The sequence below is a fragment of the Streptococcus mitis genome (genome assembly GCF_001579045.1).
Classification (GTDB): Bacteria; Bacillota; Bacilli; order Lactobacillales; family Streptococcaceae; genus Streptococcus; species Streptococcus mitis_D.
Window position 1 is genome coordinate 508,015 of record NZ_KQ970262.1, and the last position, 12,354, is coordinate 520,368.

General features: G+C 33.9%; 11 protein-coding genes. All 11 read right to left on the minus strand.

Translation table 11 applies throughout. The features are described 5' to 3' along the window. Positions 1–6: 6 nt before the first annotated feature. On the minus strand, positions 7–1,998 hold the full coding sequence (locus SMIDD28_RS05565; RefSeq protein ID WP_045611603.1) for a V-type ATP synthase subunit I: 1,992 nt from the start codon (positions 1,996–1,998) through the stop codon (positions 7–9). Further along, entirely contained in the window at positions 1,988–2,311 is a 324-nt protein-coding gene (locus tag SMIDD28_RS05570) for a hypothetical protein (protein ID WP_000185368.1), read from the minus strand. The genes SMIDD28_RS05565 and SMIDD28_RS05570 overlap by 11 nt, the downstream gene beginning before the upstream one ends. A gap of 24 nt (positions 2,312–2,335) precedes the next feature. Continuing rightward, positions 2,336–3,226: an ROK family protein gene (locus SMIDD28_RS05575; protein ID WP_045611605.1), complete on the minus strand. Its 891-nt coding sequence runs from the start codon at positions 3,224–3,226 to the stop codon at positions 2,336–2,338. A gap of 156 nt (positions 3,227–3,382) precedes the next feature. Beyond that, on the minus strand, positions 3,383–4,492 hold the full coding sequence (locus SMIDD28_RS05580; RefSeq protein WP_000248712.1) for a Gfo/Idh/MocA family protein: 1,110 nt from the start codon (positions 4,490–4,492) through the stop codon (positions 3,383–3,385). 37 nt (positions 4,493–4,529) lie between these two features. Beyond that, positions 4,530–6,854 carry a sialidase family protein gene (locus SMIDD28_RS05585; RefSeq protein ID WP_061425197.1) on the minus strand — a complete coding sequence of 775 codons (2,325 nt, stop codon included), beginning with the start codon at positions 6,852–6,854 and terminating at the stop codon, positions 4,530–4,532. 1 nt (position 6,855) lies between these two features. Then, positions 6,856–7,314 carry a NanQ anomerase/TabA/YiaL family protein gene (locus SMIDD28_RS05590; RefSeq protein ID WP_000587141.1) on the minus strand — a complete coding sequence of 153 codons (459 nt, stop codon included), beginning with the start codon at positions 7,312–7,314 and terminating at the stop codon, positions 6,856–6,858. A gap of 25 nt (positions 7,315–7,339) precedes the next feature. Further along, positions 7,340–8,881, minus strand: coding sequence for a sodium:solute symporter family protein (locus SMIDD28_RS05595; RefSeq protein ID WP_045611610.1), 1,542 nt, complete (start codon positions 8,879–8,881; stop codon positions 7,340–7,342). Positions 8,882–8,908: 27 nt separating this feature from the next. Continuing rightward, a complete protein-coding gene (locus SMIDD28_RS05600) occupies positions 8,909–9,826 on the minus strand; it encodes an N-acetylneuraminate lyase (protein WP_045611612.1) in 918 nt (305 codons plus the stop codon). A gap of 24 nt (positions 9,827–9,850) precedes the next feature. Then, entirely contained in the window at positions 9,851–10,552 is a 702-nt protein-coding gene (locus tag SMIDD28_RS05605) for an N-acetylmannosamine-6-phosphate 2-epimerase (protein WP_000078474.1), read from the minus strand. A gap of 4 nt (positions 10,553–10,556) precedes the next feature. Continuing rightward, on the minus strand, positions 10,557–11,366 hold the full coding sequence (locus SMIDD28_RS05610; protein WP_012972486.1) for a MurR/RpiR family transcriptional regulator: 810 nt from the start codon (positions 11,364–11,366) through the stop codon (positions 10,557–10,559). A gap of 398 nt (positions 11,367–11,764) precedes the next feature. Continuing rightward, complete coding sequence (locus tag SMIDD28_RS05615; protein ID WP_061425198.1) at positions 11,765–12,352, minus strand: CPBP family intramembrane glutamic endopeptidase; 588 nt, start codon at positions 12,350–12,352, stop codon at positions 11,765–11,767. Positions 12,353–12,354: the final 2 nt, after the last annotated feature.

The window sequence follows — 12,354 nt, forward strand, 5'->3', positions numbered from 1 at the left end:
CCTCCATTAATTCTTTGTAATAACCTTAATATATTTCTCAGAAGCCTTCAAAGGTTGAAATGGTTTTCCTCCACCCTCATAAAACTTACCAAAAAATTCAACAAATATCAGACGTGCTCCATGAACATATCCTGATAGTAACGATAGAAAAATATTGATCGCATGTAAAAGAATGAATAATACTAATCCAATTGTCAGTTTAGCCAATGTCCCCGGAAACAAACCAACAATTAAATTGAAAGCTGATGCTATACTTGCTCCAGATAATCCTAATGCCATCAATCGAGTGAAACTAACTAAATCACCTATATAAGATGAAATATTATATAGATTAAACAATCCTGATCCAATACCTGACAAGCTTTTGGCTTGAATAATAGAAACAATCAAAATCCCCACAGCATTAAAAATAGATACCCATTTCCCTAATACAAATAACGGTCTAATATCAGGCATCAACATTCCGACAGCAATAAATAACAAGCCAAGCAGAATAACACACCACGCAAATCCTGAATTATATGCTTCTGCATATTTCTTCATTCTTACTTTTTGTAGTCCTGAAGCTAACAAACCTACAAATACTGTAATAAATCCAAACACAACTGACACTACTAATATAGTCATGACATCCGAGGTTGTAGATATCAGATGAAATGGCAACTCATATCCAAAAAATGAGCCATAGATTCCACCCCAAATTGCAACGGCTACCCCTAATATATTAAAGAATTTTAAAAATCTCTTAGTTACTGAAGGTAGATGAAAAATTTTTAATGCTAACATTGTTCCTAAAAACAATAGTAAACCATAGCCTAAATCAGCAACCATCATTCCAAAAAATGTAAAGTAAAATGGTGCTAATACAGGTGTAGGATCTTTCTCATAATATTTGGGCAGAGCATACATTTCTGTCAATAATTCAAATGGTTCAATTAAAGAGTGATTCGTTAATTTGATAGGTATTTCATCTTGATTATCCGACAATGTTTCCGATTCATAAATATAAATAGAATGTCCAAAACGCTCATCCATAACTTTTATAAAATATAAAATACGAGTTTCTTCTATCCATCCTTCTAATGCAACTAGATGCGGAGTGCTCAAAAGGTTATTCTTAGAGATTTGACGAGCATAGATAGATAAAATATAGTCAATTTGCCATTGTAAATCTATCAAATTTTTCTTTGAATCTTGCAACGATGCGATAATATTCTCTTTTTCAGTTATTAACTGCATGTTTTCTTGATCCAAATCTACTACTCGCTGCTTCGGTAATTCTTTTCTAGAATAATCAAATGGTTCAAATAAGTAGTCATCAAAATCAATAGAGCAACTGGACTGATAGAAAACAACAACACCGTACTCTCTATCATTAGAAAATATTTCTTGAACTTCGATATTGTTTTCTAAAAAATTATTGTATAAGCGATTATCTACAGTCCTTGGAATTGTTCCGACTTTTCCTCTACAGAAAGAAAATTGTTCTAAATGCGCAGGAACAATTTCTAATTTTTCCCACTTTATTAATCTCTCTATTTCCTCATTATTACTTTGAATGTTTCTTTCTAATTCATGAACTCTGTTTATTTGATCATTCACTTTTTTAAGAACACCTTCAGCAACATTAGCTTTACCAAATTTTTCTAATTCTTCATAAGAGGTTGTTATCGGAGGTTGCTGTAATAACTTAAACGTGTTTTCTTTCGGTAGGTATTCTTGTAATTTCTCTACAGTTGCTTCCAAATGTTGTTGTTTATTCAACAAATAAGTCAAGGCATCATTTCCTTCAATAACCCCATGATTGGAATTAGAAGTATGAGAAATTTGAATAGTTGGAAATACAACCTCATCTTTTTCTAGAGCTTCTGACCAGTTATCCTGAACCTTTAAATCACGGAACTGCACTGACTCTAGTTCTTGAATAGTTTTTAAAACATCATCAAGACTACTCTTAGTAAATAGTAGAGAAATTCTTTTCATCTGACTAATAGCCATATTTTTCTACCACCCTACCAATAATTTTTTCTACAAATTCTCCTCTCCTACTTGATGAAATATACTGAATCTTTGCATCATTTTCCTTGATTGTTTTATTAACCTCATCAATGAGGTTCTGTTGTTTCATTTCTAAATTGCTTTCTATTGAAATTAATTCTTCGTGACTTTTTTCATCATAACTTTTTTCTAGTTTTTCCAATTCTTTTTGGGAGACAGCTTTATACGTATAAATCTCATTATCATATGATTTTATAATATCGGTTGCAACATTCTCAATATCTTGCATTGTCGAAAATACAGAGTTAGTCATTGTGACACCTCCTTATCTTTCACACTATTTATTAGAAATTCTATCTAAGAAATTTTTTACAGCACCTATACGACCAGCTTCATTTCCTAATGTAGCTGCTACAACATTTTTAGGCAAAAACCTATTATCCATTACATTTTTAGCTAAAGAACTTTGAATTTCAGGTAACAAAATATCCTTTTTAGCCAGAATCCCACCTCCTAATATGAGAATTTCTGGATTAAGTAGATAAGAAATAGTTAATAAACCTTTTGTTAGATTTTCTACAAAAATTTCAAAAGTTTCTTTAGCGATTTTATCTCCAGAACTTAAATCAGTAAAGAAAGTGCGTCCAGTTTGATTAGTTTTCAAGCTCTTCTTTTGATATAAATGAATCAATGCGGTTGTTGAGGCTTTGCTTTGCCAATCCGAATTACCTACAGGAATATAGCCTACTTCACCAGCAGTATAGTTAAATCCGTTAACAATTTGTCCATTGACAATAATACTGCCTCCTATACCTGTTCCAATAGTAACCATTACTACATTTTTCTTATCTTTGGCTTGTCCCTTCCACAATTCACCTAATGCAGCACAATTAACATCATTTTCAACAAAAGTAGACAACCCAAAACGTTTTTCTATTTCGGAAGTAAAGTTTACTCCGATATAGCCTGGTATTGTATAGCCTGCATAGATGATTTCTCCTGTATTAGCATTAACAACTCCAGCAGTGGAAATCCCAACACCATCAATTGAATAATTTAAAATATACTCACCAATTAAATCACAGACCTGATTTAATATCTGGTTCGTTCCCAAATCATAGTCAATAATTGTTTCTATCTCTTTGAACTGATTTAAACTCGTTCCAAAATCATCGTATAAATCTGCCTTAATTGTTGTTCCGCCAATATCGATCCCTATAATCTTCATTTCATCACTCCCACATTTTTGATCTCATTACTTTTTGATAAAAAATGGGACTGGGCATTATCCCAGTCCCATCTCTATTTCTTTATTCAATGAGTTGTATCACAGAACTTTAGAAATTATATAATGACAAGAATTTACTATTCTGTTTTACAATAGTTAAGCATTTGTGATTTCTGAAAGACTTACTTTTCGATCTTCTTTAACTGATAAAGTACATGCATCAGCGGTAGCGATTGATTCTAAAGCAGCTACACCATTGAGAAGTTTTTCATATTCTTCTGTAATTTCTCCACCTTTAATGATGTCATGTAGATATTCCATTTCTTTATCAATACATGTTTGTAACCATAATGGGCAACGTACTCCTGGTTTACCGTACGCAATTGCTCCATCCATACCACGACCGGTATAGATAGCTGTACGGTCATCATCTTCCTCTTGAGTTTCATGTACCAAGAAGTGTGATTCTCCTTCACCTTTAACACGAAGAGTACCTCCAGTATTGAACAAGTCAAGTTTGATAGCTCCTTCAGTTCCTTGAATCAAGACGTAGTGTTCACCCCAACGGAAAGCATTACCATATTCCAAAACAGCATAACGATCATCAGAGTATTCTAGGTTTACAATGAGCATATCATCTTCATCACCAAAGTTTTCACCTTTATGATATACATTACCTCCTACCATTGTCGCTTTTTCAGGAAGTCCTCCCATGATGAACTGAATGCAATCTAATTCATGAATATGGTGGTACAAATGTCCTCCAGATTGAGAACGAAGTTTCTTCCATGATACAGTTGGTTGTTGTTCTTCCCAACCTGTACGAGCGGCATGGCAATAAAGAACTTTACCGATTTTACCTTGAGTAATCAATTCTTTAGCATGGTGTACACCATTAAAGAAGTTCATGATGTGACCAGCCATAAAGATAACATTATTTTCTTTACATGCGTCAACCATGGCTTTACAATCTTCATAAGACAATGCAATTGGCTTTTCACAAAATACGTGTTTGCCATGTTGAGCAGCTTTCACAACAGGTTCACGGTGAAGGTAGCTAGGTGAAGCTACGATCACACAATCAATATCTTCACGTGCTACAAGTTCATCTAAACTTGCACAAACATCTGATCCCAACTCTTGAGCAACTTCTTCTCCATGATTTGGGTCAAATACCGCAACCACTTTTGCATCTTCAATTTTGTTCATTGAGCGAGCCAAATCAGCTCCAAAATATCCAGCTCCAACAATACCGTAATTTACCATAATTTTTATCCTCTTTCAATATATTTAAATTTCAGCTTTAATTCTTTTTCAAATCTTCAATCTTAAATGTTACATATGGTACAACATTTTTCATATGAAGTTCATTACGAGACCATGAATCAAATTTTTCAAACATCAATCCAATTTCATGATTTGGTAACTCTGTCAATGTTGAATATGAGTATCCATAGTTACTATAATCAACATCGTGATGATAACGCCAATCAATTGTATTATCATCATTAATTAGACCAATCGAAATTTGTCCGTGTTTACGACCATTTGTGGAGTTTGGAGTACTTAAAATGACAGCCTTTTTACCATCAATCAATTGACTATAATTGATGATTGATAATTGTGTTCCATAACTTGGATTTGAAACAAAATTCAAATATTCCGGCGCACTCCAAGTAGTACCTGCGTCTTTACTTGTTAAATATGCAATTTTACCATTATTTGTACGCATGTATGCTTGAATTACTCCTGGACTCAATTCTACAAATTGTGCTTCTGCTGACCAACTAGAAGGAAGTGGCACAACTTTAACTTTCCAAGACGCTCCGTTATCGTCACTATAAATGAATGCAGACTCTTTACCAGTGTAAGACGGAATAAGAATACGTCCAGTTGAGCTTTCAATGATTCCACGTCCAGGACCCAAATAAGGCGCATTCCGATTAAGTCCCATTATAGGAGGTAATAAAGTTGGTGCAGACCAAGATTCGCCATGATCATTGCTAGAAATATATGCAATATAGTTCGTTGGCACTACTTTGAATAATGCATCTTTGTAGAAGATATTCATATGGACTTTAGTCCCATTACGATATTCAGTCTTTTTATTATTTTCAAATGAAACCGAATATTGCTCTACCGTCAAATAATTACCATTTTGTTTAATACCGAAATTTTTATCTACTGAAAATTCAGTTGGTCTGTTGGTACGATCGTCGTATACAGTACCATTCTCACGAATAGTATAATTATAATCAGTATCACCTTGTTTCTTTAATTTAAGGTAATAATTACCATCAATTTGTTTATAACCAGAATCTTTTCTAGTAGCTTCTCTAAAACTTACTCCAGCAGGCATAACATCAGCAAACATGAGTACTTGTTTATTATTTTTTTCAACAATAACAGAGTCAATATAGGTTGCACCACCGCTGATTTGTAAGTCACGTCCACCAACATCACGAGGCCATTCTAATGGTACTGGCGCAAAATCATCGAATGCCAATGTTAATTTTGGTTTAGTCCATGTCTTACCATTATCATCACTATAACTTGTAGCAATATTAATTTTATTCAAGAAATCATGAGTTCCACCGTAACGAGCGTCAATGCTTGAAAAAACCCGACCATTGCTAAAAGTATACAGAACTGGAATACGGAAATAGTTAGAACCTGTTGTATCATTAGCCGTATAAATTAAATGTCCAGTAACAGCGTTTGTTGTCATCTTTTTAACAGTTTCTTCATCCAATGCACTATTAAAGAATTTGATATTTTCTAGTGTTCCGTTAAAACCAAACGCCGTTTTTCCTGCACGTTTCACTCCCCCAAGCATATAGTAATCAATACCTTTAATATCCTTGATGTTTAGGAAGTTATCCACTTTCTTTTCTACTACTTTTGTACCATTTGCATATAAAGAATATGTTTTTTTGACTGAATCTGCTACTACTGCAACAGTGTTAGTCACAGCCTCTTGTTTGTACTTACCCCAAACTGAAGCAGGTCTGGATACTAGGTGATTTTTATTGGAAGAAGTATCACGCGCTTCCATTCCCAATTCACCATTGTCTTTAAGGAACACATCTACATAACTATTTTGTTGACCGGGTTTAGAATTAGATATTCCAAACAGAGCTTGTAAACCTTTCTCACTAGACTGATTGTACTTAATCACTGCAGTAAAGTCACCGCTAGTAAATTTATCCTTTAACTCATTAGTAACATTTTCTCCACCCCCTGTTAAAGTAACATTATTTTTTTCTAAGACAGGAGTTTCTTCCGCTGTAGAAGATGGATCCTTAACAGTAGTTTCGACTGTTCGAGGTTGTACAGTAACTTCCGAAGAATTATCCGATTTAGGTTGTACTCCCGAAATCGCATCCGCTGTAGAAGATGGATCCTTAACAGTAGTTTCAACTGTTCGAGGTTGTACAGTAACTTCCGAAGAGTTGCCCGATTTATGTTGTACTTCCGAAATCGAAGTCGTTGGTGCAACAGGTTGCACCAACTCTGGTGTTGATACTTCAGAAGTTTCAGTCTCCTGAGCTGCAACTGAGTTAGCAACAAATGCTGATAATACCACTACAGTACCTAAGGTTACATATTGTTTAATATTTTTTTTCATTTTATTTTTCCTCGTTTAAAACTTTGATAACAAGTTTTTTAACAGTTTCATCATTGCAATAAATCTTTGGTTGGTGAAGATCTTCTTCAAAAGTCACCAACATATTCCCTGGAAGCAATTCAACAATTTGATAGTCTTTGCTATCGTAAAAAGCAATATCCTTCTCTTCGCTAAAAGGTACACGTGACTGAGCACGAACTGGGGAAGTTACTGCCATTTTTTCTGTATTTTCAACAACAATATGAATATCTAAATATTTCTTATGAGTTTCAAAAATATCTCCTGGAACTCCATCAGCTAGATAAGTCATACAATTTGCAAAAACATTTTCCCCATCAATATCAATTTTTCCATCAACTAAATCTGTCAAATTTGTATTTTCTAAAAAATCACAGACTTTTGAAAAATGTTTATTGACAGAAGCATATCGTCTAAAATCAGATTGTTCAGAAATAATCATATTATTTTCTCTTTTCTATTAGTGACTAGTGACGAACTTCCCAACTTGAATCCGCTTTAATTTCTGAAATATCATGAATCGTTGTATATTTAGGTGCAGATACTTTATTTTCAGTAAGAACAGATACAATATAACCTGACACTACTGATACAGAAATTGAAATCAATGAATATGCCCAGTAGCTAACAGCTGTTGGAGGAAGGAAGTATTTAATAAATACCATAACGATGGTTGATACAATCAGCGCTGCATAAGCACCTTGTTTATTTGCTTTTTTAGAAACAAAACCAAGAATGAATACACCACCAAGTAGACCAAGTACAAGTCCCATGAAACTATTGAACCATTCGTATGCAGATTTAATATCTGAATGAGCCATGATAATGGAAACAACAATTGAGAATAAACCTACTGCTAGAGATACGAATTGTGCAATTTTCGTACGACGATCGTCTGACATATTTTTAGAAATGACATCTTGAATATCCAATGTCCATGAAGTTGCAACAGAGTTCAAACCTGTTGAAATAGTTGATTGAGCTGCTGCATAAATCGCTGCCAAGATCAAACCTGTGACACCTACTGGTAACTGGTATGCAATAAAGTACATAAAGATTTGGTCTTGAGGGATATTGCTAGCTGCACTACCTGCATTTTGTACTTGATAGAATACGTACAAGCCTGTACCGATCAAGTAAAAGACTGTTGCAGTTGCAAGTGACAAGACTCCATTTGTGAACAACATTTTATTAAGTTTCTTAATATTTTGTGTTGTAGTAAAACGTTGAACCAAATCTTGAGATGAAGCATAGGAAGACAAGATTGTAAAGCCTGAACCCATCACAATTAAGAAGATGGAGTTTGAAAGCAAGTTAGGATCGAAAAGTTTTTCATTTGCAGCAAGGAATTTCCCGTTTGCTAATGTTTCTGCTACTGCACCAAAGCCACCTTTAATATTAGCCATCAGTACAAATAAAGCTACAACGACACCACTAATCAGAACCACACCTTGAATAAAGTCTGTCCATAATACGGATTTTAGACCACCAGTATAAGAATAAACAATTGCAATTGCACCCATCAAAATAATCAAAATATTGATGTCAATTCCTGTCAATACTGATAAACCAGCTGATGGGAGGTACATAATGATAGACATACGTCCCAATTGATAAATAATAAACAAGAGTGCTGAAATAATACGAAGTGCTTTAGAATTAAAACGTTTATCCAAGTAATCATATGCCGTATCGATGTCTATCCGTGCAAAGATAGGTAAGATAAAACGAATTGTCAGTGGAATAGCTACAACCATCCCTAATTGAGCAAACCATAAAATCCAGCTACCTGCATAAGAGTTACCAGCGAGTCCCAAGAAGGAAATCGGACTGAGCATTGTGGCAAAAATGGATACCGAAGTAACATACCAAGGAACAGAACCATCTCCTTTAAAGAACTCTTTTCCTTTCATTTCTTTTTTAGAGAAATAGATACCTGCAACCAACACCGCAAGTAAATAAACAATCAAGATAATTAAGTCAATTATTGTAAATCCTGTTGTGCCCATAACATATCTCCATATTGATTTTATTTATTATAAAAATTCTTTTCGTGCTTGTTGAATAAGTTCTGCTGCTTGTTTTGCAACTTCCAAGTCACCTTCTGCCAATGCTTCTAAGGGTTGACGAACAGAACCTAAATCAAGTTTTTCATTTAGACGCAAAACCTCTTTTGCTACAGCATACATATTTGCCTTACCTGATACCATCTTATAGATAACTTCATTGATAGCATATTGAAGTTTTTTAGCAGTATCTAAATCTCGTTCTTGAATCAAACTTTCCAATTTCAAGAACAAATCTGGCATAACGCCATAAGTACCACCAATACCAGCTTCTGCTCCCATCAAGCGACCACCAAGATATTGTTCATCTGGACCATTGAATACAATGTAATCTTCTCCACCTGCAGCTACAAACATTTGAATATCTTGTACAGGCATAGAAGAATTTTTAACTCCAATCACACGAGGATTTTGACGCATTGTTGCATACAAACTACCAGTCAACGCAACCCCTGCCAATTGTGGAATATTATAAATGATAAAATCTGTATTTGGCGCAGCTTCACTCATTGCATTCCAATATGCTGCGATTGAATATTCTGGCAATTTGAAGTAAATTGGTGGGATAGCAGCAATAGCATCGACTCCAACACTTTCTGAATGTTTTGCCAATTCAATACTATCTTTCGTGTTATTACATGCAACATGGTTGATAACTGTTAATTTACCTTTAGCAACTTCCATAACAGCTTCAATAATTTGTTTACGATCTTCTACACTTTGGTAAATACATTCGCCTGAAGAACCATTTACATAGATACCTTTTACACCTTTGTCAATGAAATATTGCACCAGAGATTTTACACGTTCTTGGCTAATTTCACCATTTTCATCATAGCAAGCATAAAATGCAGGAATAACGCCTTTGTATTTAGTTAAATCTTTCATCAGATTTCTCCTTTATATTGTTTTTTATTTGATGACATTAATAAATCGCTGAGCAATTTCTTTTGGACGTGTAATCGCTCCACCAATGACAACACTGGTAACACCTAAACTATAAGCTTTTTTTAATTGTTCTGGATAATGAATTTTTCCTTCGGCAATTACCGGAATATTAAAATCAGCTAATTTTTTCATTAGTTCAAAATCAGGCTCATCTGATTGTACACTTGTACTTGTGTACCCTGATAATGTTGTACCAACAAAATCAACGCCTGATTTAAATGCATATAGACCTTCATCAAAATTACTTACATCCGCCATCAACAATTGATTAGGATATTTTTCTTTTATTTTTTTGATAAATTCACTGACAACTAAGCCATCATATCTTGGTCTTAAAGTTGCATCAAATGCAATGACTGTTGTTCCGCATCCTACAAGTTCATCTACTTCTTTCATCGTAGCAGTAATATATGGTTCTTGAGGTGGATAATCTCTTTTGATAATTCCGATTATTGGTAAATCTACTACTTTCTGAATTGCTTTAATATCACGCACAGAATTTGCGCGAATGCCCACTGCTCCTGCCTCTAAAGCTGCTTTAGCCATAAAAGGCATCAAGCTAAATTCTTCATTATAAAGGGGTTCACCGGGTAAAGCTTGACAAGAAACAATGACTCCACCATGGACTTGACTTATAAATTTTTCTTTAGTCCAAATTTGGCTCATTTTATTATTCCTCCTTATGGATAATAGTTTGATTGTAATAATATTGTCTCTCTGGACTTTCCAGATAATGAGAGAATAAGCAGTCTGTAATTAAAAGTATTGGAAACTGAGGTGATATGCGATTGCCATACGAGAGATGATTGGTCGAAGCTAATAACAATAGTTCATCAAAGAAACAATCTTCTTCGTCAAATTTTCTTGTAGTCATTAAAACTGTTTTAGCGCCTTTATCCGCAGCTTTTTGAAGACCTTCTAGTACAATATCAGTTTGACCTGAAACGGATGCTCCAATGACAAGGCAATTTTCATTAAGTAATAAGTTATTCCACAAAATCATATCCTCGTCTGATAATACTTCACCAATGACTCCGAGACGCATAAATCTCATCTTCATTTCTTGTAAAGCAAGAACAGAACTTCCTTTACCATAAAGATATACACGCTCAGCAGTTTCTATCATCTCAGCAATACGCTCAAGTTGAACTTCATCAAGAACCGTGTAAGTTTTTCTCAACATTTCTTCATAGTCGGATAAAACTTTTTCTGTAGCCTCTGTATACAATGCTAACTTTTCTTTCTCACGAATCATCTCTTGGTATTTGAAAATGAATTGTCTAAAACCTTTAAAACCACATTTTTTCGCAAATCGAGTCAATGTTGCTTTGGATACATTAAGGCATTCGCACAATGCCTCAGATGAATAATTAGTCAGAGGTTGCTGTTTTAAGAAGAATTTAGCAATGTCTTTTTCAGCATATGCCATATTTGGTAAGTTAGCTTCTATCATTGGAATTAGTTCTTTTTGCAGTAACATATGAGCTCCTTTGTTAAAGTAAACGTTTACATTCTTTATTTTAACACTTATTTTTTTTTTTTCAATATTTTTCATGATTTAGAAACTAGTTTCCAATTTCTTTCATTTTATAACAGAACAACAAATATAAAAATATAACAATTTTTATTCTTTTTATTTGTATTTTATGTCTTGCGAGAACATTTGTCGATGTCAATATGTTCATAGATACCTATTTTATTAATTTTTATTTTGATTTTATTATTTCTTTCGGAATTTCTATACAACATTTTATTTCTAAAAAAATAGAAAAAATGTTCCTAGTTTCTTTATTTTATGCTGTTAATACATTTTTGTTTCCGAATTAAAAATAATCCTATAAAAACTACTGATTTATGAGATAAATCAGGTCACCTATTTTAAAAAAGCAGTAAACTATAAACTAGTAGGTTCCACACCAAATGTAGACCCATACTTCCCCATAAGTCCGATTTATAGCGCACCATCCCTAAAAACATCCCAAGTGAAACATATAAACACCAAGCTAGAATGGTTCCTGGATGATGAGCTAAGGCAAATAAAATACTTGTCAAAGCAACTCGAATATCTAATTTTCTGACCAAATTCCATATAATTTCTCGATACAGAAATTCTTCAACCATACTCGCATTGATTAAGAACAATAAAAATGAAAACCAAGGAACTTGATGTTGAAGGCCAATTAAGTTTTCTTGATTCGTAGTTCCTTGAGCATGAATCAGGCTAAAACATAGACTTATAATCAGTAGGCTAACAAATCCAACACCAAGCCATTTCATCCTAGTTTTCATATTGACCTTATGAGCTTGTTTGCGTTGATCATACATCCATAAAAAAGAAATGAGCGACCCACAATAGAGAATCTGTAGTATAGTTAACTCACCGATACAAAGCAATTTCAGTAAGTATAGGGATACCAATAGGACATTTACTTGTTGGAATATATAAACTGGAATTATTCTTTTCATAG